Origin of the sequence: Arthrobacter alpinus (assembly GCF_900105965.1) — a bacterium.
Classification (GTDB): Bacteria; Actinomycetota; Actinomycetes; order Actinomycetales; family Micrococcaceae; genus Specibacter; species Specibacter alpinus.
In genome coordinates this window covers 1-24193 of sequence record NZ_FNTV01000002.1, presented here as the reverse complement: position 1 = coordinate 24193, position 24193 = coordinate 1, and the positions used below count along the sequence as shown (strand labels likewise).

Here is a 24193-nt window from a genome sequence, read left to right as displayed (position 1 = left end):
AGCGATTCCTAGTGCAAGGTGGTGTGCTCGGCGGTACTGATTTCTAGTGTGTCGACGATGTGGTGGGCTTGCGCATCGAGGGTGTTCTCGCGAAGCGGGGTGCGTGGTTGATTCGTGGGCGAGGTGCCTTGCTGGTGGAGTTCTCCGGCAAGCTCACTGCGGCCCACGACCGTGACAGCGGCCTTGCCTGGTTCAGCGAGGGAGCTGTTTTCGCTGACGATGACATCCGCTTTTTCAATGGATTGAAGGATGCTTCCCCGTAGGTAGACAGGCCCGGTCTCTGATCGGGGGTAGTCGAAGTCGCTGACGTGATCGATGACGGTCCACCCACTGGCTCCAAGCCACTCCAAAGCACTCTCATCACTGATTTCTTGTGAGGTATTGATCTGGAAGGCTTCGGTGGCAGTCTTGCCTAGAAGCCAACGATCGGTCCCGACACGGTACAGCGTTTCCTCCCTGTCTCTAGGAGAGTTGGGTTCATTCTCGCCCTTGGCCCGGGCAAGAGTTGTGATTTCTTTCCCATTCCCCAAGTCGACGTATCCGACAGTGTTCCCGTCCTTGTGAACTTCGCTCAGATGCTTCCACTCTGACTTGTTCGCAGGAGCGTAGTCACGAGGCTTAATCGACTCCCACGGCAGGCCGCCCTCGACGCTGAGTGACTGAGTGTTCTCGGCCCCAAACATCACCGCAAAGGGGGAGGCTGCGAACGTCCGATTAGCAGCGACTTGGTACAGTGCTTCGACCTTTCTCGCAAGAGTGAATTCTGCAGTTTCACACTCTGCGGCAAGATCAAGAAGGTTGGGATCGTCGGCAGCAGCCGCCGTCCAGGCAGCCTTTTTCGCAACATAATTCGCCCTCAGATATGTGACGGCTTCCACTTCATCGGGTGTTAGTTCAGGTAGTCGAAGGACCCCAGCTGCAAAGGTTTCAACCTCATCGAGAACGACGTCTTCAAGCAATATGTCCCTGATTTCCTCAGTCATATTCTCCAGTGCGTTGGCACTGCCTATGGCTCGGATCGTTTCGTTGCGTAGGAAGGCTTTCTCAAGATCCGCACGCAGCACCTCCGGAAGAACGGTCTCCCCGAAGTTGTCCTTCAGATAGGCTTCGAAGGCTCCCGGCACTGACGCAGGGGTGAGGGCAACGTCGTTTGCCTTGCGTATCAATTTTTCTGGGTCGTAGCCTGCCCATATTTCATGGCCAACATCGTCGACAACAGGCCAGGCGTGTCCTGCCGGCAGTACGGTGCCATCTGCTGCCATGTCTTCAACACTTCGGACCTCGACCCATGCACCCAGGGATTCGAGTACTTCAATCGTCTTACGAGTATCCTCATTGTGTTCACCGGGGCCGGGGTAAACCATGTAGGGATTCCCGGGCCATAAGGTGCCCGTCATCTCCTTATCCTCCAGCACCTCGTAGCGAGGGTCATGAAGGTCAATGCCGTATTTCTCTTTGGCTTCATCCGGGGTCATGCTGCCTGGAAGGCTTGATCGTGCCATCAGTATCGCCTCTCTTAAGAGTCTTGATTTCTGTCTAGAAGACCAGAGCTTGGTCTCTTGTATCGGATCTTCGTTGTTGCCATCTCAGACCACGTGTCGGAACCAGGGAGCTGACTCTCCCACCAGGTGGTTTTGGGAATTTCTCCCATGACGGCCACCCGAAGTTCAACTTCTCCGACCTGCCCCGTCTGGATTTTCTTGATGGGGGATATTTCGCTCGTGCTTTCTCGCGGAAGTCCTGAAACGGCAACTGGTTCACTGAACAAGGTGCCGTCAGCTTCAGTTTCAACGGCGAAGCGAAAACCAATGGTGTCTTGGGGAATAGGGACAAGCTGCACTTCAACCAGGCTATTGATGTGGTGGTGCCACTGATCCTCGTCATGGGTGAGGGTAAACGGCTCTTTGCCATTGCTGGCTTCATCGGGAGTGTGTTTTTTGTTGCGGTTGCACCTATCTGCCAAACCCTTGATGCGTCCTCGCATGGCTACCAGGTGTGGATGCCATGTTGTTAGAGGCGAAAGCCCGGGGGCGCCTTCTTCCCAGACTTTGTATTCGGCGCACTGTCCCGCGTACAGCTCGGCCGTAATGTCGGTGTGGAGGTACCAGCAATTGGGGATCTCTCCATCAACGATTTTGTACTCAACCTTGAGCCAATCGACCCATTGGCGAAGATGCTTCCAGGCTTCCTGCTTCTCTGTCGTGTCGGTAATTTCTCGCCATCGACGCCCAAACCACACCGGTGGGGCGTCATCGTCCGCTGCCTCAACATCCTGATCAATATAGGGAGGCAACTGGGACTCGGATCCTTCCACAGCAGGGGTGTTCCGCACGCCGTCACCATCGTCGTCAGCTCCTGTGATACTGGCGTCCCAAGGAAAATCCGTCTCCGCATTGTCCGCAGGATCCGCTGTTGATTTGGCGCTCATGAGGTTCCTCCCGCTTTCAGGTGCAGTCCGTGCTGAATTCTGGCCATCAGTCGGTTGACGGCTTCGGCCGCGGCCGCCTCGACGTTGTGGCAGGGCTGGCTTTCCATGCAGTCATGAACGGAACTATGGCAGCCTGGGCAAAGAAGGACACTGGCCACGCAGGGGTCTTGGATACCGGCACCGCATTTGGTCCGGTCAAAGACGCTCCCCGCCACAATGTGAGGAGCAAGGAAGCCTTCTTGGGTGCAGATGTAGCACACCGAGGAGGTCTGGTCAGTGGTGGAAGTCAAGGCTTCTCTTTCCGTGCTGGTGATCCTGCACTAGATATGTGATTCGGTGAGGGTTTGAGTTGTTGATGTTTTCTGCGTAAATGGGACAGCACCACCACGGTGGCTCTCCGTCGGTCCCAACCCCAGTAGTCACGGCGATTCTCATCAAGAATGCGGTGAAGTGATTCATGGTCGTCCCGACACAGTGGGAGTAGCTCTTCGTCAGTCTCGGTCGAGAGCCAGATACCTGTTTGTGGCCTTTGCTGGACACCCTGGTAACTCAGATGGTGAAGATCCAAGGTGCCCAACTCGGTCAAGGTCTGTCCGCAGACCTGGCAAGCTGGTTCGAAACCTCGCTTCCAGCAGTCCTCGAACCACCGCCTACGCCTCGCCCGCCATGCTGGTGATTGCGTATAGGCGGAGTAGGAGTTTCGTTGCGAACCGGTCTTTCGGCCTAGGGACATGCCCATCAGTCCACCAGAACCGCTGAAGGTATCGGTTCATCCGTCATTGAAGTCAGTTCCGCCAACAGTTCTTCGCTGAAGGCAGCAATGCCGGCTTTGATCTGAGCGGCATCCGGTCGGTCTATCCACCGGACCATGCTCATAAGCATCGGTCGGCCATTGCGGCCCATGAACAACGCCGTCCCAGCAGGAAGCCTGCGTAGTTCAGCAACCGTGATGACTTCCTTCTCCTTGCGGGATTCACTCACCGTCCGGTTCCCCTCGCTCCAGGACCGGTTGCGCTCAATGACTTCCCTGGTACCCATCAGGTCAGCGAATTGCTTGAGGTCAGTGGTGTTGCCTGCTCCACCTAGCTGGATCTTGATGATGGCCGCGTCAAAGATTGCTTGCGCTTCCTGTTCACCCCACCCACCACGGGCTTGGGCGACGGACTGAAGGACCACCACGGTACTAATGCCCACGCCCCCACCATCGGACATGATCTGCGGCAGAGAGGGCCAGACCGCCAGGTTGGCGATTTCATCCAAGATCAATGACATGGGAGGGTCAAGTCGTCCGCCCGGAGACCTAAACGCGATCTGACGAGCGGTTTCCACGATTTCATCCAACAAAGCGATCAGGAACGGGGCAATGGCACCGCCGCCACTCTTGGTACCAATCAAGTACAAGGTGCCCTTGTTCTTGATGAAGTCCTCAGGGACCAGCATTTCGCGCTCACTCCGCGGGGAGAGCGTTTCAGCCACCTCAGGAAGAAGGAGTGCCTGGAGCGCACCGGTAACGCCCATCCATTTCGAGGGCAACATCCGAGGATCCGTCTCCAGTTCACTGCGCAGGTTCATCCCCCATCCCATGGAAGCGTCGGGATGCTCCTCCAAGATACGAACCGCTTCCTTGGCCATCTCAGGGGATGATCCCCAAGTCCCCAGGTCGTGCGCGCTCTTCTTCCCCAACGCACCGGCATGAAGCAAGTACGCCAGAAGGGTCTCGGCAACCTGTGCCCATTCCTGATTGGACGATGACTGTCCCATGCCTGAGGAAGCGACCAAAACCTTGGCTCGGCGCATGGCCACCATCGTTTTTTCGCACCCCTGCAGGGGGGACCACTTCAAGGTGCTCGGCAAACCAGAGAGGCCTTGAGGATCAAAAAGGGTCACGGTTGAACCGTTTGCTGCACGAACACTGGCAGTCGCAGCGTAGTTATCTGCCCTTGTCGAAGTCGTAATGACCGCACCAGGGGAATCAAGAATCGCGTTGATAATGAGGTAGAAGCCCTTGCCAGACCGGGGAGGGCCAACCAAAATGATGGAATCTTCGGAAGATACCGCCACTTTCTGCCCTTGGCAGGTACCAAGGACCATGCCACAGTCGGTGTACTTGGGCTTGTGAAGGCCAGGACGAATGGACTCTGCCTTCGCCATCAATGCCTTCACTCCTGCGATTTCGCGAACCTCTTTGGCCTGGGCGACTCCCTCACGGCGGGCTATGTCTTTCATCAGCCACTTTGTTGATTGAAGGTATGAGCACCACTTCCACCAGATGATGCCAGCCATGATCAACACAATGGCGATGAAGGCACCCAGTGTTCCCCAGATGGAGAAAGCCGAAGGTACGCAGCCGGCCGCGGAGGATCCGAAGTCTCCTGCATTGCCGGAGACGATGAACCTCAGACCACTGATGATGCTGGATCCTGCAAGCCACTCACCGCAGGAGGCCCGCCCGGCCAACTGAGCAGCGGCAACTAAAAGGATGCTGAATCCCATAACAATGACGACGAGAGCGCCCATTACCTTTTCAAGGCTTGTGGTCGTTTTCCCGTTCATTTGGACTCCATCCGTGCATCAGTGTCGAATACGGGGCGTTCGGCAGCGCTGAAAATTAGCCCCACTTGCCGGTGCCCCCGAAACTTTGATTCCATCCACAAAGCCAGGTCAACGGGCTTCTCCCGCTGGTGACTGCCCTGCGCATTGGATGATGCGTGGAACCTTGTCTTGCCTTGTAGTAAGAATTCAACGATCTGCTGCTTAGCGACCCAACCCTTTCCGTATCTCATACGGCCAACGATCACATGCGCGCCGTGGGGTTGGACCGCATGTGTCTTACATGGCAGGGACCCCTGGATCAACTCGATTCCCATTTTCACTTTGATTCCATCCTTGCGTCAGTATCGAAGACGGGGCGTTCGGCAGCGGTCATTTTGTTGTCGACGATGAAGGAGCGTGGTCCAACTTTCCAGAGTCCTTGGCCTTTTTTGAGTTTGCTCACCTTTTCTGCCTCGGCAGTGGTCAGCCCCAAGTTCTTTTTCGTGGTTGGAAGGGCTCCTGGTGCTTGCCTGTAGACGATGCGAATCTCAGCATCGGTCAGCAATGACTCGGCCAAAGCGCGAGGCTTCGATCCTGAATCGCCTGCCATATCGAGGTCTGCCAACTTATGCAGGATCAAGAGATTGGTAATTCCGTACTCACGAGCCAATTTCCATTGCACGACCATCCTTTCCAACGCTGCGGGGTCAGAGAGAGTGTCCCAGCCCTCTTCATAGACCACGACACGTTGCCCAGATTCTTTGTTGGTGACAACAGCCTCTACCCAGGCAGAGGTGCAGGCGCTGGTAATACTGACGGCCTCGCTGGACGCGCCGGTCAGCCCTGAGGTGTCAATGACCATGATGGGTGCATCCGGGTTGAAGGACACTGTTGATTCGCCGTCGAACATACCGGCAATGTCACCGGTGACGCAGCGGGTGAGAGCATGGCCCAGATTGGCGCCTTGGTCTTGGATTTCTGCTCGAACTTCTTCACTGGGGTTCTTCAACGCAGAGATCACGTGAGGGATCGTCGGAACTTTGTTGTATTCGGCGGCGTGGGAAACAGCCCGCGTCAGCGCTACGTGCTCGGCCGGTTCCAACATGCGCCCGCCCAGGAGGATGGAGACCAAAGTTCCCAACAAGGCCAGCCGGCGTGAGCTGACGATTGCGGCCCACTCGAAGTCGCTGAGCGGTTTGTCTTCAGAATTCAAGAGAGGACGACTTCCCTCGTCCAAGGGATTGATCCGCGACGACCGCCCAGGGCCTACCGATATGACTTCGCCGCCCAGCCATCGTGCGACCCTGACCCATTCGCCCTTCTTATCGGTACACACGGCAGCTTTTCTGCCCGCAATAACCAACCGGCAAACCAGGGTTTTGGCACACGTAGACTTTCCCGTACCCACTCCCCCGATAAGCACTATTGAAGTCCCTGAAACAAATCCCTTCTCGTACCAAGCCCACGGATCAGCACAGAACGCCCCACCGCCGGCAGTGTCCTGCCCCATGTACACGCCTTCAGCGCCCAGTCCTCCTTCGGATACGAATGGGTAAGCTGCGGCATAGGTGAGGGTGGAGGAACCGTGAACCTGTGGGGTGACCGTGGAAGGGCCTCGGAGATTGGCAGGAACCTTCGCACCACCCTTGGGGAAAGTCGTGAAAGGCAACCGGTTGATGGGAAGCACAGTCCCGGATTCCGTCCGCGTACGGCGGATCTCCGCAGCTTGAGCTCGACGTTCCTTTCGCCCCTGCGCTGACTCGGTTGAAGGAATGAAATCAAAGACTTGTGCTTGGTCGTCCTGGTTGGATTTGGTGAACCTGTCCAGCAACTTCATTTCTTGATCCCTCTTCCCAACGGCAGTGCTGATGCAATGAACCCTTCGGCCTGTTGACCGACCAGGTTCCGAATTTCTAAGAATGATTGGGCAGCTGCATGTCGCAATTTCGATGCCGCCGCTGCCAGCTCTTCCTCATCGGGAGCTGTAATGGTCACGTACCCGGAGAAATCAACATCGCCGTGACCTGCGACCAGTTCATCCTCTCGGCGTTCCAGGTCATCGAATTCTGCTTGCTGTGCCTTCGTTTTGATCTGACCCCAGCCAGCTCTGATCCGATCGGCGGCTACCTGATCATTCAACGCTCCTTCAACCTTGGCCAACGCCCGTGCCGCAGATTTTGGGCGGGCAACCAACGTGACTGTGTGGCGAAAGTCGCCAGCAAAGATCAGTGGCGAAATGAACCCCGGCATGACATTTCGCCGCGGCCACTCACTGATCCAATAGGTTTTGTGAACAGCACTGTCTGTGTGGAGCTTGTCCCAGCTTCGCCGCACACCCATTGGCCCAGCCGATTCGGGTGCGACACCGGCAAATGCATCTCGTCGATCGGCGACATCAGAGGCTGACTCGGGATCGTAGGCTTCACGGATTACTCGTGCGAGCTCACGAGGGCCCAGCCACCGCTCAACTTCAGCGCCACCGTCTGCCAGGTCAGTGCTCAAAGACCGCATTTCGTTCACTGCCAACACCATCAGTCCATCGAGACCGCCGCCCAAAGCTTTGATCTCACGGCGCAGCGCATTGGCATCCAAAACAATGGAAACGTACTGTTCGTGGCGAGTCATTGTCGCGGCCGCGTCTACAAGGTCCAGGTAGCTTTGGTGCGCTAGGGCATTGATCGTGGGGCCGGCCCCAGATGCTTCCACAGAATCGACGTAGTGTTCCCGGATTTCTGATGCTGGAGCGATCAGCGTTTGCACCGTCACTTGTACTTTGGCAACTCCGGCATGGGCGCCCAGTCCGGCAAGGATTTCCGACCACACCTGAACCCGGTCTGCTTTGACCCCATCATCAGCAAGATCGAACGCCTCACTGCGGACACGGCAAACAATGGTGGCTGATCTTTCTCGTGGGTCGTAGACCATGGCTTCGCCCCCAGGCATTTCATAGACCAGCAGTTCGGAACCTTCTCCTGGGAGAGAGAGACGGTTGGGGGTGAGTTTCTTCTTGCCCTCTCGCCCTTCTTTCGCGGCTCTACGGGTGGCTTCCATAAATGCTTTATCCTCTATCTCTGTTGCACGGACTTGCGCCGTGGGCGCGGTGTCAGGCTTGATGGTGAAGGTGTTCTCTCCTTGAAGTTCAGCCAGGGAGAAGCGCCAAACCAGTTTGATCCAGTCGACAAAGGACCTTCCTCCTGCTTCTCCAAATCCCAGAAGAAGGCCGAACGCTGCCACGGGCAGTGCGGCCAGGAGTCCCTGGGGGAATCCGATAACGACCATCAAGATTGTGCAAAGCAGCCCCATCGTTACGAGAACGGTGATTTGCGGTCCTGAGCGCCCAAGGAATAGCCCGCGGTTTTCCCGACGAGCGAACTTCACTGCCGTCAATGGTGATTCGTACTGTTCAACGCTCATGGTCAGCGTCCCCTTCGCACGATTCGGCTACCGAAGCGAGCCACTGATGATGCTGCGCGGCCTGTTCCCTGGCTTGCCTGTTTGCTTCCCGAATCCACGTCTCCGATAGCTCCTGTGGGGGTGAATGTGAAGAATTTGATCACGACCAAGGGCATGGCCGAGGCCATGATCATGCCCAACAATCCCGCGATGGTTTGACTAACGTCAGGTGAGCTGGTGAACAGACTCACGGAGAGAACCAGGACAAAGGCCGATAATGGTTTGGCCATCAGGAGCCCTGCGACAAGAGAACCCCATTTGCCGATCCACGCTTTGGTCACCTCAAGGGGCATCATCATGACCGCTACAGGGGCCGCGGCCGCCAGAATCAAGATGCCTAGGTCTCGAAAGATCATCATGGCGCTAAGGATCAATGAAAATACCCAGGCAATGGCCATGATCAGCAACGCAGAGATCCACGTCGATGTTGCCCCGTTGAAGCCGCTCTTCCAGAGCCAGGTGTCAGGATCAACAGTGAATTCCATGGGAGAGCTACCTTCAACAGGAAGGTACCCGAAGATTTTCATGAACGGGGCCATTCCTCCCTTGGCTCCAAGGGAACCGAGGAAGTACTGGGTCACTCCTTCAAAAGCGAAGGACAGTTTCTCCACGAACCACACCACGATCAACGAGGCAGGGATACCGACGACGGCTCCAACGCCGGCACGGACCACGCCAGCACCTGAGCGTTTGAAGACACTAATGGTCACCTGCACGGCTACGACGGCCACAAGTATGGGGGCCATCACTAACAGCCAGGTACCGACGTACCCACCCCCGCCGCTGGTCCCGCCAACGATGTCCCAGGAGCTATCGGTGATTCCGGTGTTGGCGTAAGCGCCGCTGATCATGTCCCACACGCCGGAGGCCATGCCACCGATGATGCCTTTCATGATCCCGGCCACTGCATTTACGGCCAGGTCCTCCATCAGCGAGGCAGGTGCGACCCCCCGCAGCGCTACCATGGCACTCATATCCATCGTTGTCTCAGCTCAATGTGAAGCCGGAGCCCCACATGACCAGGCCGGAGGCTGAACCGATAATGGCCGCACCCAAAAGACACCAGCCAACGATCGGCAGACCTACTTCCTGGCCACGGGAGTTGTGGGTGATCTTGGAGAACACCAGCAAAACGGTGCCCACAATCAAGGCAATGACCACCAAGATGATGCTGGCTACCAAAATGATTCCGGCGATACTCTTCAGCTGCGCCAAAAATGGTGCATTGGTGTTTGCTGTAACTCCCGGATCAATGACTGTTACTAGGGCTGCTACTGGTCCGATTACTTGATATCCGATGGTTGACATCATCCGAAAAATCTCCCTCTCACGTACGGTTCCTGGCTGGTTCCGACTCGCAAGATTCTTCTCACCACAGCACCCGTTTGTGTGTCATCGAGACCGTGCTGAAACATCGAAGACCCCCACACTTTGTGTGGGGGTCTTCGATACAGAGTCTTAGCCCTTGGGTGGCGGGTACAAGAACATATTTACTTCACTGGGATCTACCGGCTCTGGCCGGATACTGTACATGTGACCAGCTGGCGCATAGCCGGTGTGGTTGTATTCTTCGATGATGGCCTTGCCGTCCTGAGTTACGGACTGGACATAGGCGACGTGTCCGGCGGCTCCGACTCCTCCCCCACCGTTAGAGCCCCACCATGCGACGGCGCCGGCCACCGGGACATTGCTGACCGTCCATCCACGGGCTATCCACTTATCCTTCCAACTGCGAGCATCACCATTGAGGAAATTGGCCCCGCCCCACTTCCATGGTGCTGACGTGCTGCCCGCGTCACGATTGATCCTCCAGGTAACAAAGCTGGTGCACTCCCCCAGCCCATACATCCACGGATCGTTGACATAAACCCCTGCAGGCGGGACATTATCGAACGGGTAGTCATCGTTAGCGTTCTTGGGATCCACGGGAGTTGAACCGCCATCGCATTGGCCTACCGTGTTGGGATTCTTGGGCTTCTCCCCGTCAGAACCGGCACGAGTAACATCGATCCCTGCTTCCTTGATGATCGAGTCAGCATCAGCGATGAACTTTGTGTAGTGGTCCCTTTCGCTGTTCTTTTGGACCTGATGAATGACCGATGAAACCCAACTCGTCGCTTCCCAATGAAGGATCGAAACCAGTCCACCTTGGCGGTCATGCTTGGCACCGATCAAGAACGATGTCGCAGCATAGCTGACGTCCATGACCTGTTCACGGGTACCCCATCCCAATGACCATTGCTGTTGCAGGATCCCCAGGGACGTGTTCATCGTTCCATCGGGATTCACGGCGTCATCGCCATGGTCAACATTGATCAGGCTGCTTTCACCCATGCCAGCAATGATCACAATCCGGGACGCCTGCCCAGAGAGCCCCAGGTCAGCTGCGGCCTTGTCCATGAGTTTGGCGTTTGCGATCTGTTGCTCGCGCACATCCTTGGGTGACTGATTCGTGCTCTCTCCTCCCACAGGACGGCAAACATTCCCAGCGTCATCAACGGAGCCGTTACCTGCAGCAACGGACAGGGCCACAATCCCCATCAGTGACAAACCAATCACAGCGAAGATGGCGATGACTGGCAGAGCCGGGACACCAATGAGCCTGAGTATCAGCAGGAGTGTCCCGCTCTTGTTTGGTTTCATGAGCGGAAGATCCACTCCTTTTCAAGATTGGTGTACCAAGCATCGGCGCTGGATGACTCATAAACGGCCTTGCAGGAAGAACCGGTGTACCCGGCGAATCCTGGGCACAGGACAACCATTTGAACGATCTTTTGCTGCCTGGCCGGCACGATCGGCATCGTGTCCTGAGGTGCCTGCTTTTCAGTGGAATAGGCTTGAATGTCCAAAGCAACAACAACCAAATGTGAACCCTTGCCCCCGGGCACTGATGCCCCAACAGGGAAAGGAAGCTGGCTGGCTCCAAGCCCGGCGATCTCATCGTCTATGTATGCGGTATCCACCACGACGTCATTGATCATGGAGCGCGACTTCAACATCTCATAAGCAGGCCTCTGCAATTCCTCAGACTGGCTTTGGGACAAAGCGTCGCGGTTCCATTTAGGGCGTGCCGGCTTGGTGTACGGGGTGTACCACTGCCAGAGATTATCGAAGTACTCGTCCGCACTTGCCGCAGTTGAATCGAACCCGTAAACAGCCATCGCGAAAGCTCCAGCGAACTCGATCGGGTCTGTAGTTTCGATGGGGAGGTGCAGCCCGTTGACGCCCTGGTTGATCCCCTTCCTGACCAGGGCCTGTCGCTTTCTAATATCCTCGGCCGAGCCAAGCGGGTCCCCTGCAGCTTGCTTGTCCAACCCAGCTTGAAGAGTAGGCGTCGCTGACGCGTCGGAAGCCGACGGAGTACTGGCAGTGGTGAGCGGGCCCGCAGCTACGTCGTCATCAGCCGTGGACTTGTCCTTGAAGAATCCACCGAGGATGAATGAAAAAGCCACCAAAGCAACCACAACTATCCCAGCGATCATCCCCCAGCCCCAACGCTTGTCTCTAATCGCGTCAACTGCCCACAAGCGTTTAGGGGTGGTCTTCACAGCTTCAGTAGCCAGTAGCGATGTGGACGCAACAACGGGGGTAACTTTGGCACCAGCATGAACTGCCGGATCAGGTTCCTGCCCATCACTTGGATTTTGACTGTTCGTGGATTCGTCATTCATTTTCGTGTCCTTGTTTCGGAGGGTGTCTAACGGAGTCATTTATTAGTCATACGGTGAAGGTGTGTGATTGCTGGCTGGTACTGGAAGGCTCGTGATCAACCCGGCCTGTTTCAATCACTGTTCTGGCGATTTCCAACAAGCGTCGGGTCTCGTTCAGATATTGACGACAGGTGTTGAAAGCCCACCCTGTGACCTCGACCAGCGACTCGGCATTCACATTTTGGAATCCTCCGCAACGGACCACAGCGATCGTTAGGTGTCTTGCCCAGGTTCCCGAGTCACCTTCATCGGAGGGTAAGCAGGCGAAGAGATTTCGCAGGTTCAACGATGCTTGCATCTCGTGCAGGGCCAAGGCCTTTTGAATGACCTGAGAGGCTCGGATGGTCTCCCGTCGAGAATCCCGGATGCAGTCCTCACTCACCCGCAGACCCAGCGCGGCCGCCCTGACGTCCTCGTCGTACACGGTCAGCAGCGCAACGGTGCGAGTGAATGCGGCTTCGTGGCCAATGACCTTACGAGTCATCATCAGAATATTTGATAGCAAGTCTCGGTCAGCGCTGCGGTTAACGATGTCCTCAGCCACATCAGCGGAAACCAAAGCGAGATCGGTCCCCAACCCATAGCCGGCAGCATGCTCGATAGTGCTTTGCAGACCAGAGACACTATTGGAAAGTTTGAGGTGATCGTAGGCTCGGCGTTGAGCAATTCGTGTCAGCCACTGCTCAAGTCGGCCCTTTTCTGGATCGAAGTTGGCCTGTGACCGATGAGCTGAAAGCCACACATCTTGCATCACGTCATCAAGGTCAGCGCCTAACGAGGCTTTCATGAGAATGTTCCTGACCACTGGTCTTACCTTGGCCAAGGCATCAACCAGCTCCGTGGAAGTCATGCTGAGTTTCTCAGTTTCCATTGCTCACTCCTGCTTTCAACGCGAACCTTGATTGACATAAATCTTGGATGGGGATCCATTGAACATTGCTGGTTTCGCGTCTTTTAGTTCCTTCAGCCGCTTCTGGCCCGTTCGATCTGAAACCCCCAAATATGCCCCTAACGACTTCCCCGTCACCGGCTCGCCTGCTGAGATCTGCCGAACAATCCAATTACTCACGTGATCCCTGGTGTTCTCCGCTGCTGGCGTGGGAACGATAGAAAGGGATGAGCGGTGAGGGCCAGTCATTGAAGGAGCTTCAAATACGGTGGTCGTTGTCGCGTCCACCGGTTTCTCAACCTGGAGTTGCTCAACCGGGAGATTCTGGGGCGACGGCTGTTCTGCCTCGTCGGCACATTCAGGTTCCACCTGCTGCACAAGTGGAAGAGACAGTTCATCTAGTGAGGCAGGGGTCTGCAAAGGAGCGGAAGAAAAGTCAGTGAGCTGGGGAGTTACTGAATCGCTTGAAGGTTTAGTGGGATCCGCACCAGGGGGTGAACCAATCACCAACCGGCCCAACTCTTCAGTGGAAGCGAAAACAGCGACAGGAGCTAGAGCGGCGATAGCTGCAGCAATCCAACCCTGCCAAACGTTCGCATGATCGAGCATGAACGTGTGCCCCGCATTCGCAAGCACGGATACCGTAGTGAATCCGGCGAGACTAACCCATGAAGCCCACGTTTTCTCCCCCCTGGCCCGGTGTATCAAAACAGCAAGCGAATAGGCCAAGATGGCGACATCAATGAAGACCGGGACGGCCCAACGCAGCCAGACTGGCAGACCTACCCATTTGGCAACCTCTTGAAGGCCGGCGAAAGAGACCATGAACGATGTGACGGCCAAGAAACCCACCAAAATAACCGTGAACCACAGAGCATGAATTGAATCAGGATTTATCCGATGTGATCGTCTGGACCGTTTGTCTACGGAATACTCCGGGCCCTCCTTCACCTCCCCACGTAAGGGATCAACAGGTTGTGCTGCCCTCACTGCGTTGCCACCGACATCAGGGGCAGCTCGTCCAGGCAACGTGCCAACAGGTCCAAGGAATCTTGCACATTCTGTCGAAAAACAGCCAACCCACGATCATCCAAAGCAAGCGTTTGGTAGTCCAATTTCGCCACAAGGTGAGAAGTTGAGAGAACGGCCCTGCCCGCAGTTTCCCCTAACTCCCGCGTAATTTCTCGCGACTGCGCATCAAACAGGCTTGCATTCGATGTGAGTAAGCCAATTGATGTGATGGCAGCTGACAGGGCGCCATCAATATCCTGGTGCTGAGGAGGCAGCTTCCTGGCTTTGGAAGTCGGGACGGCAATCTGTCCAATCCCAATATCATCCGCACTTTGATCCCACAATGAATCACTGTCAGCAGGAACCTCCATGTGTGGCCTCTGTTTTGCAGGGTAGTTTCTTCCATCCAAGCCCTTAATAGGATTTGCTACCCCAGGAGCTATCGGGGAGGTAGATGCCCTCCCAGCGTTCTCTCTACCAGGTGTTGCAGATGCAACACCTGGTAGTTCCGCCTTTCGAAGAGTCCTGGCCACGGTCGAGTAGTGAATATCAGTCGCAGAACCAATGGCTCGTGAGGACATCCCTGCCTCACGCATCGACAATATGACCTGTTCGCGTTGCTCCAGAGGTGGTTGGAGGTTCATGCCACTGAATTCGCCCTTGCAGTACATATCCCAGCTTTGGTAACCAAGGGCTTCCCACGCACGGGACTCAAACGCTTCGACAATCAGTGTGTAGGCGCTTTCTAGACTGATTCTGATTCGTCGAGTGAGCTGAACAGCAGCCTGTTCCTTAGCTGTTAGCGGTCGTGTTGGTGTTACGTCTGAGAACAAAGAAGTAGAGCCCACTGCCGGAGTCGTCATGAAGGTATGTCCTATCAAGGGTGTTGAGGTATCGACCGTGGAGGTATCTAGCGCACGCTGTCAGACGGGTGATCAATTTCGATCCTGTCCCGGCTGTAGCCTTCTTTGTCGGCGAGGGAACTTGTCGACTTTTATGCTCTCCGCGGGACGACTTGGCTGACACAAAGGCGTTGGAGTCGTGCCTTCCAGTCATGGTTATTTCACGCTTAAAGACCGCTACGGGTCCAAACTCGGGTTCAAACTGTCTTGGTGATGTTTTAAGTGTAGATTATGTTTAAGAAGTAAACAACATTTAAGACATTGAAATTCGATCGCACATGAGGTATCTGCAATGTGTTGTGTCGACCGCTTATACGCGAAAGGTCGTATGATGAACTACATGCCCCGAATTATCCGCACTGAAGATCCCGCCTGGTCTGATCTCGTTGAAGCTGCGGTGCAGGCACTGGGAAACAGTGTGCGAGCTGGGGTTGTCCGTTTTCTGCGATCGCGCCCTGAAGGCGCGACGAAGGCTGAGATCCGGGCTTCCCTGAACATTTTGAGCACCACCCTCAACGGGGCCCTCGACGTGCTCGAAAGCACGGGGGTCATTAAGCCTCGGCTACGTTCAGAACAGGGCAGACGGGCCATAGTGTTCACTCTTGATACCGCCCGTTGTGACGAGCTACAACAGGCTTGGCTGGACTACGTCAGCGGGAATTGACTTCCTGAACAAGCCGGCAAGCTATGTATCGACCCTTGTCCGTCTCGGTGGCAAAGGGCTCTGAAGCCATAGTCATAGGCACGTTGACCCCGGAAACTGTTTGGAAGTTGAATTTCCTTCTGGATGCTAGTGGTGCGGTTGCTGTCAGCTGTTTGGTCAGGTACACAAGACAATCTTGAAGATCCGCAGGGGCAATCATATTTGCCAGGAACCCGCCCTCGCCGACGGCCAGCCCATGACTTTCCAAGTTGGGCGAGGGCATGAAGATTTGCCAGGTTGTGGAATCAACAGCGAAGAAAATCATGTCATCACTGAGGTTCAACAGGGCTTGAAGAAGGCCTGAGGTGTCGACTTTCAGACCTTCCGGCATGATGCTTGATGCCATAGAGCCAATCTCCCGAGTGATGGCTCGCAACCATATTGATCCGTTGAGTGGGGATGTGGTGACTCGCCCCGATACTTGCAGGATCTTCACGCCACCGTCTTCTCCACCGGTTTTGATCCGGTAAGAAACGATGTACCGTTCCCCGTCATGAGCGGAGATAGAGGCGTCAATCGTCATCTTCATGATGGCTTGATCTTCGGGAGCAATGAACTGATTGACCCACTGCGTCATATCGCCAGTTGGGCTAGGTCCGGCGTCAGGGACGAGTTCGTAAAGTTCGTACATCCCAGCATTCCACTCGGATTCAATTGCACCCGTCTTTGGGTCGATCTTCCATTCCAAGGAACCGATGATTGGCTTAGGAGGCAACGCTGTATCCGGGGCAGCATAAATGCAATGCGCTGCCACCACTTGGCCCGTGGTTGGAGACCTAATAGGCTCCACGAGCACTCGCCATGTCGCCCCTTCATTGACCTCAATCTTGTCAACCAAGGATCCTTGCTGGATTGCAGTGCGCAGGTTCTCCATGAGCAGCAATCTGGCTCTCTGGTCCAGGTTCTTCCTAACTGATGAACCCGGAAAATGGGAACTACCAACAGAAAGTAGGCCCAGCGCCCCCGTCTCAAGGACATCAACCAGAATCCAAGCGGCTGCGCTCAACTCCACATTTTCCATCCGGCACCTCTCAATATCCTTTTACGGCCGTTAGGGCCCAACTGTCATGGGTCGGAAGAATCCTCATGCCCTACCTATAAAGAGTGCGATTCACCGATTTTGGTACGCGAATTCGAGCACTTTGGAGAGAGCGCAGGTAATACTGTCCAATCGGATGAAATATCTACGCACTTGAACGCAAAAACTGTCCAATCGGATGAATGTTCTAAGGTTCCATCCCTCATCACTTGCATTCAGGTCAGGATCTCCAAGGCTCCGTAAGCCTAAACGAACCGGAACGATTGCCCGGATTCGCGGGAGGAATTAGGGAGCGCGGGCTTCAAGAAGGGATACAAACCTACCGGAGAAACACTGGCATCCACGTTTGACAGCCTGAAAGTGACCAATTTGACTTATTTTCATGCAACCGCTGGAATTAATCTCGCTTCTGCAGTTGCAGAACTGATGCTCTCCTGGCGGATGCCCGGTTGGCTGTTTCCGATGACAGACCTCCCGGAGATATCCATGAGTGAAACCCAATACTGCCTCCCAAGTGATCCTGCAATGCCCCTCTTCAGTGAGGCTTGCACAATCGTTCTGAGGACGATCGGAAGATCAGCTAAGCCCCTATCTGCAAGGGACATAGAACAGGCAACTCAGCTCAAGGAAGGGTCGATTGTGGAGGCCCTCGAAGTGCTGCAATCTCACGGAGTAGTCATCATGGATACCGAAACCGCTCGCCTAAATCGTGGCGCCCTCGTTCGAGCAGTGGCTAAAGAATCAACAGGGAAGCTGCTGCCTTGAGTCTTGAAAACTGGGTAGCTGCTGAACGAGCCACAACCGTTGCTGACCAAATCCATCACTTTGAAGGTCCGGGTTCAAATTGGGTTGTCGCCACGGAGGGCAGAGATTTCACATTGATCGATTGTGGATACCCCGCAGATCTGGCCAATGTCGAGAAATCCATTTCGCATCTGGACCTGTCTTGGAGCGATTGCACTGCAATTTTGGTCACCCATGCTCACGTGGATCATGTAGGCCCCCTCCAGTTGCTGTCGAGCACGTACGGAATCCCTGTTCTTTGTAGCGACCAAGAGGCAGATGTTCTTCGGGGAGTAGTAGCTTCCCAGGTAACCCTTGATGACGTACTTGCTCTCCAGGGTGATCCACTTGTGTCCGTCTGGATGCACGATGCGATACAAGCTGGAGGCCTGACAAAGGTGTCCCTGGAACCGACTGGGGTCTTCCATAATCACGACAGGCTGGATCTGCCAGGGAGTCCTAGGGTGATCATGACGCCAGGGCATACCCCGGGCCATGCTGCCTTCAATCTCCAAGACGGAATGGCGATTGCGACTGGTGACGCTTGGGTAACCGGGCATGCAATCTCTTCGGAGAGTGGACCCCAAATGCTTCACGAAATTTTTCAGGGTGACAATGCTGCCGCCGGTCTTGCATTCAAGCACCTACAAGACCTAGAAGCTGCTGCCTGGTTGCCAGGGCATGGAGCACCCAAGTACTGATAAAGCGTAGAATTGCACTTTAGATGTATTCTTAGTGTTAGAGGCAAGCGACGAGCAGAGAGGGAAACCATGTCAACTGCGTCCCGTGCCAAGACTAGGACTCACTTCGTAGCGACCAATCTCGTCACGCCTGTCAGCGAGTCCAACCGGATGACACGCCCAACGGTTGCCAAATGCCCATTTTCATTTGATGAAACGCACATAATTGACCCTATGGCACCAGTGACGAAATCTCGTATTGGCCGACCCTCCAAGGGACAACGGCATTCGTTCACAGTCAAGCTCGACATGGAGCGGACTGCGAAGCTCTTTGAGCTGCTCGAAATTCTCGATACAAATGGTATCGACTACATGGCGCCCATCATCGAAGCCCACCTCGATGCCGTTGACCTCGAACAACTACGCACGCAGGGGGCTTTGCCTATCGCGCAGGCTTCTTAAAGCAGAAGGCCCGCACTAGGCGGGCCTTGACTGAAAAACTCTCTAGTTTGAAACCGTGAAACTTCCCGGAATCCGTTTCAAACTAGTTCGACAACAGCGGCTTTGTCATGCCCGCTCTTGCTAAGGAATAACTCCATCATACACGCACATGCTTTTTTGGGTACAACCAGCTCAGTTGACACACACGGAGTGTCAGTCGAGGCATCTGTCCATGCTCAGGCATGGGCCTCGTTGGCGTCCTTGATAGCCGGCGCTCCCGTCATGCGTTTTGCCACGAGGGCAGGAAAGTACCCTCGCCCCCGGTTGGTCCCGCCTCGCATTACACGATCGCTGCCAAACCGCGCGGCCGCCGTCATGGTTCACGGCTCGGATGGATCCGTGCAGACATTGTGTTTGGATCTTGATACTTCCAAAGCTCTGCAAGGCGTGGTGGATGCTGACGCGGCCGCCATCAGCGCACTAGTGACTTCGTGTGGGCTTCGGTTCGTGGCAGACCACTCTCCCAGCGGTGGCCGTCACATCTACATTCCCTTGGTAGAACGTTTGGCGGCCGAGGATGCCCGCGAGCTTGTGGAAGCTCTCGCGTCTCGTTTCCCGAGTCTTGACCCTGGACCACACCAGAACATCACCGATGGTTGTATCCGCCCTCCGGGTTCTTGGCATAAGTCCATGACGGGCCACCAGGTCCTCGACACTCCCCTGCACGAGGCGTACGACATCATGCGCCTACGCAACCCTGCCACCGCCGTGGCTGCCCTGCGTCGCGCACTGGCTGCATCTATCCGCCAGGTGCGGACACGCAAAGATGCCCGCACCACAGCGGGTCTGACCGTGGCCACCACACCCAGAACTACCGGCCTTCTGTCGGCTCGCGGCACATCGGTGTTGCGTAAGGTTGCCCGCACCGGGATCTACGACACTGCCCGCTACAAGAGCGCCTCGGAAGCTCGTATGGCTGTCCTGTCCCACCTCTCTAACTTCTCGATCACTCTTCCCCAAGTTCAGGAACGCCTGACAACTGACTTCGCTGGTCTCGCTGCCCTCTACCAAGACATGGCACACCTAGGCCGGCTGTTGCCCCTCGAATGGGACAAAGCCCAAGCGTGGGTAGCCCAGAAACAGGGAGTCCCTAATGCTGGGAAAGAATATAGCAATAAATGCGACACAGGCCATCCCTTAACCCACGGCGGGGGCACTGCTGAGGTTCGTTCCCCCGCGTCGGTGATGGCTGAAATCAATGATCTTGAAAATGTGCTCTACGCGATCCTTGACCAACGTCTAGCTGAAACTGGGCGTGAAGGTATCACCCTGCGGTTCCTTCTGCGCGCTGTGATTGGTTTCGCTAGGGCTAAAGGAACTCTATTGGTTGATGTGGGGTGCCGGTCTTTTGCTAGGGAGATGGGTAAGCACCATGGCACTATTGCCCGCCTTCTTCCCCGCCTGGTTAGGCACTCCGGTGGAATGCTCTCCAAGCTTCAGGACGCCCAGGGCCGCCACGCTGATAGCTACCTGTTGGGGTTGCCAGAGCAGTGGAAGGACGTTGCGAAAGCTCATGCCTGGCGTAAGGGCAAGATCTACGGGATTCGCCCCGTGTTCAGGGCACTGGGTGCCCCAGCCGCACTTGTTTATGAAGCCATCGAACGTGGCCGCCACTCCCCCACCACAGCGGATATTGTGCGGGCAACCGGTCTTAGCCGGCCCACCGTCCATAAGGAACTGATGACGCTGGCGGAGGTGTCCATGATCGAGCGACACCACGGGGCTTGGCAGATCCTCCACGCCACCAACTTGCGGCATATTGCGGAGTGGTTGGGTGTTCAAGAAGACTATGAATACCAGTGCTCCCTGATACGGGCCCAACGACAGGCTTGGCACGCCTATCTCGAACGCTTCCTTGAGCCGGTGATCCGGGAGGAAGACATCTACGACCAGGAAATTTCCGAATGGGATTCTTGGGTCCCCGACGACTACGGCGAACTCAGCGCCTGGGACCGGCACCTACTCGCCGCCTAACCGCAGCTCGTCGGAAACGAGTTCTGAGGAGTTGCGTGATAATTAGTCCGCAGTTGCCTCCTAAGAAGTATGACTACTCTGATTAATCTCCCACTGAAGACCGCTACCGTCCGTGATCTGGTGTGGGATGAAATGTTCTTGCTCTTAGAGGACTATCGAGATGTTCATGGGACTGTGGAGGTGAAGAACACCCTCATTTTTCGTGGCATGAGTCTTGGTCGGTGGGTTAAAACCCAACGAGAATCTCAAGCAAAAGGAAAGCTGCCCGCGGATCGTGCCGCGCGGCTGGCTGACCTTGGCATGGAGTGGATGCCTCATCATCAAAGCCTGTGGGCGAAGCGATACGATCTGTTGCTGCTCTATCGGGATCAGCACGGCAATGTAGAGGTGCCCCAGTCTTTTGTGACCGATGGTGTCCCGTTGGGTGTCTGGGTAGGCAAACAACGGATGAAGTACAGGCGTGGACAGCTGAGCCCCGAACGGGTGGCGTCGTTAGAGAAGGCTGGAATCTCATGGGAGAACCAGAAACGATCATGGAAGGACGCCTTCTCGATATTAGAATCCTACCGAGAAGAGTATGGCCACGTGAATGCTCCAGATGGATGCACCTACCAAGGCCTTCACCTTGGGACCTGGTTGCAGACCCAGCGCAGGGCGTACCGCGTGGGTACCATCAGCTCCGAGCGCATTGTGGCCTTGGAAAACCTCGGCGTGGTGTGGAGCCTCAACGATGCCAGCTGGGAACACCACTTTGCTCTAGTCACTACGTACAAGGAGAAGCACAAGACAGCGAATGTCCCTACACGATTTATCGAGGGTGACGTGAAGCTAGGTACCTGGATCAAGAACCAACGCATCGCGTTCAAAAAAGGAACCTTACTCCCTGAACGGCAGGCACGTCTGGAATCATTAGGAGTCCGCCTCTAGCGACCCCTACTGAGCCCCAGAGGGAAGATTTTGAACACCATGTAAGTGATGAACAGTCCTACCAGGGCCATGCCTCTTCAGGGGGCTACTATTCTGGGGTTGAGTAGGAACTGAAGAAAGTTTAGCGCCAACCGCTGGTCCCAAGCCGGGACCAGACACCTTAAGGGTTCGTCGGTGGAGGACCGACAATGGATCACGGTTGCTAAAAGGCAAGATGGTCCACCCTCGGAACTACGGCGAGGCTATCCATGCACAGTGACGGAGAATTTCCACACAGCTTTCCCGGTGTCGGTCATGATGAAGCACTGACTCGCGCGGGTCCAGGAAGAGTTCATCGTGAGGCGTTTCGTGTTGCATGCGGACTGCGTGCTGAAGCCCGCCGGGTACAGGTATGAGTAGCCCGCGGCCCGCGCGGGCGCAAGCAACAGTGAGGCCTCCGGCAGCAAGTGCAATAGCGGCCGTAATACCGGCCATGGTATTCAGAGGCTTCAAAGGCATGTGATCCAACTCCTATACGCGAGTAATGCGGTCACTGTAAGCACGTTAGGCGGGTAACCGCCAGTCAGGACTCCGCGAGTCTAACCGCACTGCCCCTACGCTGGAACGGGGGTCTTCGTTCCAGCGTCTCTGTCCGGGCGGAGGGCAATGATCTTGAAAACGTTCTGTACTCGTTCCTTGACCACCGTCTCGCACATACTGGCTGTGAAGGTATAATCCTGAGGTTTGCTTTTTCGAGCGATCCTTGGTTTTGCCGGGGAAAGGGACACACACCACAGCACTATCGGGAGCCGGCTCCCTTCCTGGTCAAACACTCTGGTGGATGCTGTCTAAACTCGATGAAGCCCGCGGAAAGCGATCCGATAGTTACTTGTTAGTCCGGCCGGAGCAATTGGAGGATGATGCAAAAGCCACTGCTTGACGCAAAGGTAGGAATCCACGATCCGGACAGCATTCAGAGCCCCTGGGGCATCCTCAGCCCTCATCTAGGAGTCCGTGGAACGGGGGCGCCGCTCCCCACAATGGCAGACATTGTCCGGGGCACCGGGTTGATCCGCCCCACGCCTCCAAAGAACCCACCATCCCGGCAGAAGTGTCTATGGTGGAACGCCCGCACGGAGTTCGGCTGATCATTCACATCGCCAACCTGGCAAGAATCGCAGAGGGGTTAGTTGTCCAGGAAGACTACGAACTCCAAAGTGCTCTCATCCGGGCACAACGCAGGCAGTGTCACGCCCATCGTGAACGGTTCCCTGAGCAAGTGATCCAAGAAGAAGATATTTACGATCAAGAAAGCAACAAGGGCGACCCTGGATCCCTACGACGACGAGAAATCAGCCCTACAACGGCACCGCCAAGCCGCTTACGCGGCTACTTCATGAGGATGACTCTCTCGCTCCCAAACACAGATCGTGACGAAAAATGACAGCGGACCTGTACATCATCGATTCTTACGCGGATGACGGCCACTGACTTACTGGCGTGGAACTGACAAACTTCAATGCCTATCCCCCATCTTCCGTTCTCGTATACAGCACGAAGTATGACTCGAGAATAAACACGAATGAAAAATGATAGAGCACGGATTGAAATTAAATACGTCATGACAGATTGTTTGATTTGTGGCCACTTAGCGGATCAGCCAGTTGGACACTCGTTTGTCCGAGAGTAGGTACTGCAGCGGAATAGGTGTATGTGATCGGAGCGGCAAGGTACTCGCCCTTCAGGCCCACTTCCGGTCAGGTTACAAACCGCCTCTAATGATAAGCGCATCTGAATATTAAATAATTATGTCATGACAGATTGATAGACATATATTAGCGACCGTCTGGTCAGGCGGAGACCGTGTCAAGGTGAGGGTCGCGTCGTGGGCAAAGTTTGCCTCGACACCTACGTTTCGCTGTTCCTTGGTGTAGTTCTCAAGAAAAAGCAGGATTGTTTGGATTTAAATAATTATGTCATGACGGATTGGTGGATTGATAGACATATATTAGCGATCGTCTGGTCAGGCGGAGACCGTGTCAAGGTGAGGGTCGCGTCGTGGGCAAAGTTTGCCTCGACACTTATGTGTCGTTGTTCCTTGGTGTAGTTCTCGAGAAAAAGCAGGATTGTTTGGATTTAAATAATTATGTCATGATGGATTGGTGGATTGATAGACATATATTAGCGATCGTCTGGTCAGGCGGAGACCGTGTCAAGGTGAGGGTCGCGTCGTGGGCAAAGTTTGCCTCGACACTTATGTGTCGTTGTTCCTTGGTGTAGTTCTCGAGAAAAAGCAGGATTGTTTGGATTTAAATAATTATGTCATGACAGATTGATTGACGTACGTCTAACATTCTGTCATGATGGCTTGACGCTATAAAAGGAGAACTAGATGACACCGACAGTGACAGCAATAGGCAATCGAAAAGGTGGCGTCGGAAAGACATCTGTCACCCTGGGACTGGCAATGGGTCTAGCGCTAATCGGGAGACGAGTCCTGGTTGTAGATCTTGATCCGCAATCCAACGCAACCACGGCGCTGGAAGCAGAGGGGGAGTTTGACATATTCGACGTCCTTTACGGCGGTGAAGCGGGAACTCTCGGCCAAGCCATAGTCTCAACATCCTGGGCAGGGGTTGATGCCGTATCGGGATCAGAATCCCTTTCACGGATTGAATCTGA

The 24193-nt window shown here is 55.2% G+C and carries 21 protein-coding genes; 8 read left to right on the top strand and 13 right to left on the bottom strand.

Annotated features, from left to right (window positions below; genetic code table 11):
* Positions 1-8: 8 nt before the first annotated feature.
* Positions 9-1502, bottom strand: coding sequence for a hypothetical protein (locus BLV41_RS19535; protein WP_139244494.1), 1494 nt, complete (start codon positions 1500-1502; stop codon positions 9-11).
* 14 nt (positions 1503-1516) lie between these two features.
* Positions 1517-2428: a hypothetical protein gene (locus BLV41_RS19530; RefSeq protein ID WP_074713468.1), complete on the bottom strand. Its 912-nt coding sequence runs from the start codon at positions 2426-2428 to the stop codon at positions 1517-1519.
* A gap of 29 nt (positions 2429-2457) precedes the next feature.
* Between BLV41_RS19530 and BLV41_RS22195 the strand changes: the two genes are divergently transcribed.
* Positions 2458-2760 (top strand): hypothetical protein, encoded by a 303-nt coding sequence (locus BLV41_RS22195; RefSeq protein ID WP_170835538.1) that lies wholly within the window; start codon positions 2458-2460, stop codon positions 2758-2760.
* 406 nt (positions 2761-3166) lie between these two features.
* On the opposite strand, the gene BLV41_RS19520 is transcribed toward BLV41_RS22195, so the two are convergent.
* From BLV41_RS19520 to BLV41_RS21750, 10 genes are all read right to left on the bottom strand, one after another.
* Complete coding sequence (locus BLV41_RS19520) at positions 3167-4981, bottom strand: type IV secretory system conjugative DNA transfer family protein (RefSeq protein ID WP_074713466.1); 1815 nt, start codon at positions 4979-4981, stop codon at positions 3167-3169.
* Between the two features lie 316 nt (positions 4982-5297).
* On the bottom strand, positions 5298-6173 hold the full coding sequence (locus BLV41_RS21755; RefSeq protein ID WP_139244493.1) for a hypothetical protein: 876 nt from the start codon (positions 6171-6173) through the stop codon (positions 5298-5300).
* Positions 6174-6793: 620 nt separating this feature from the next.
* Entirely contained in the window at positions 6794-8374 is a 1581-nt protein-coding gene (locus BLV41_RS19505; RefSeq protein ID WP_074713464.1) for an SCO6880 family protein, read from the bottom strand.
* 2 nt (positions 8375-8376) lie between these two features.
* The gene (locus tag BLV41_RS19500) at positions 8377-9387 is read right to left on the bottom strand and encodes a hypothetical protein (protein WP_139244492.1); all 1011 of its coding nucleotides are present in this window, start codon (positions 9385-9387) and stop codon (positions 8377-8379) included.
* A gap of 13 nt (positions 9388-9400) precedes the next feature.
* Positions 9401-9724, bottom strand: coding sequence for a hypothetical protein (locus BLV41_RS19495; RefSeq protein WP_044571280.1), 324 nt, complete (start codon positions 9722-9724; stop codon positions 9401-9403).
* A gap of 147 nt (positions 9725-9871) precedes the next feature.
* Positions 9872-11056: a CHAP domain-containing protein gene (locus tag BLV41_RS19490; RefSeq protein WP_074713462.1), complete on the bottom strand. Its 1185-nt coding sequence runs from the start codon at positions 11054-11056 to the stop codon at positions 9872-9874.
* Positions 11053-12084: a hypothetical protein gene (locus tag BLV41_RS19485; protein ID WP_074713461.1), complete on the bottom strand. Its 1032-nt coding sequence runs from the start codon at positions 12082-12084 to the stop codon at positions 11053-11055. Before BLV41_RS19485 ends, BLV41_RS19490 begins: the two co-directional genes overlap by 4 nt.
* A 46-nt stretch (positions 12085-12130) precedes the next feature.
* Complete coding sequence (locus tag BLV41_RS19480; protein ID WP_074713460.1) at positions 12131-12994, bottom strand: sigma factor; 864 nt, start codon at positions 12992-12994, stop codon at positions 12131-12133.
* A gap of 15 nt (positions 12995-13009) precedes the next feature.
* Positions 13010-13963 (bottom strand): DUF2637 domain-containing protein, encoded by a 954-nt coding sequence (locus BLV41_RS19475; RefSeq protein ID WP_074713459.1) that lies wholly within the window; start codon positions 13961-13963, stop codon positions 13010-13012.
* 35 nt (positions 13964-13998) lie between these two features.
* Complete coding sequence (locus BLV41_RS21750; RefSeq protein ID WP_139244490.1) at positions 13999-14886, bottom strand: helix-turn-helix domain-containing protein; 888 nt, start codon at positions 14884-14886, stop codon at positions 13999-14001.
* A gap of 379 nt (positions 14887-15265) precedes the next feature.
* Here BLV41_RS21750 and BLV41_RS19465 point away from each other — a divergent pair, with 379 nt between their 5' ends.
* Entirely contained in the window at positions 15266-15589 is a 324-nt protein-coding gene (locus tag BLV41_RS19465) for a helix-turn-helix transcriptional regulator (protein ID WP_139244489.1), read from the top strand.
* On the opposite strand, the gene BLV41_RS19460 is transcribed toward BLV41_RS19465, so the two are convergent.
* Positions 15576-16316, bottom strand: a complete 741-nt coding sequence (locus BLV41_RS19460; RefSeq protein ID WP_170835537.1) for a hypothetical protein — start codon at positions 16314-16316, stop codon at positions 15576-15578. The two genes, BLV41_RS19465 and BLV41_RS19460, sit on opposite strands and share 14 nt — an antisense overlap.
* A gap of 711 nt (positions 16317-17027) precedes the next feature.
* Here BLV41_RS19460 and BLV41_RS19455 point away from each other — a divergent pair.
* The 6 genes from BLV41_RS19455 to BLV41_RS19430 form a co-directional block, all read left to right on the top strand.
* Positions 17028-17432 (top strand): hypothetical protein, encoded by a 405-nt coding sequence (locus tag BLV41_RS19455; protein WP_139244487.1) that lies wholly within the window; start codon positions 17028-17030, stop codon positions 17430-17432.
* The gene (locus BLV41_RS23100) at positions 17429-18151 is read left to right on the top strand and encodes an MBL fold metallo-hydrolase (protein WP_170835536.1); all 723 of its coding nucleotides are present in this window, start codon (positions 17429-17431) and stop codon (positions 18149-18151) included. The genes BLV41_RS19455 and BLV41_RS23100 overlap by 4 nt, the downstream gene beginning before the upstream one ends.
* Before the next feature lie 213 nt (positions 18152-18364).
* Positions 18365-18592, top strand: coding sequence for a hypothetical protein (locus BLV41_RS21745; protein ID WP_139244486.1), 228 nt, complete (start codon positions 18365-18367; stop codon positions 18590-18592).
* A gap of 189 nt (positions 18593-18781) precedes the next feature.
* Positions 18782-20605 (top strand): LexA family transcriptional regulator, encoded by a 1824-nt coding sequence (locus BLV41_RS19440; RefSeq protein ID WP_244517040.1) that lies wholly within the window; start codon positions 18782-18784, stop codon positions 20603-20605.
* A gap of 69 nt (positions 20606-20674) precedes the next feature.
* Entirely contained in the window at positions 20675-21532 is an 858-nt protein-coding gene (locus BLV41_RS19435) for a helicase associated domain-containing protein (RefSeq protein WP_074713454.1), read from the top strand.
* A 2371-nt stretch (positions 21533-23903) separates the two neighbouring features.
* A partial coding sequence (locus BLV41_RS19430; RefSeq protein WP_170835535.1) for a ParA family protein occupies positions 23904-24193 on the top strand: 290 nt, incomplete at its 3' end.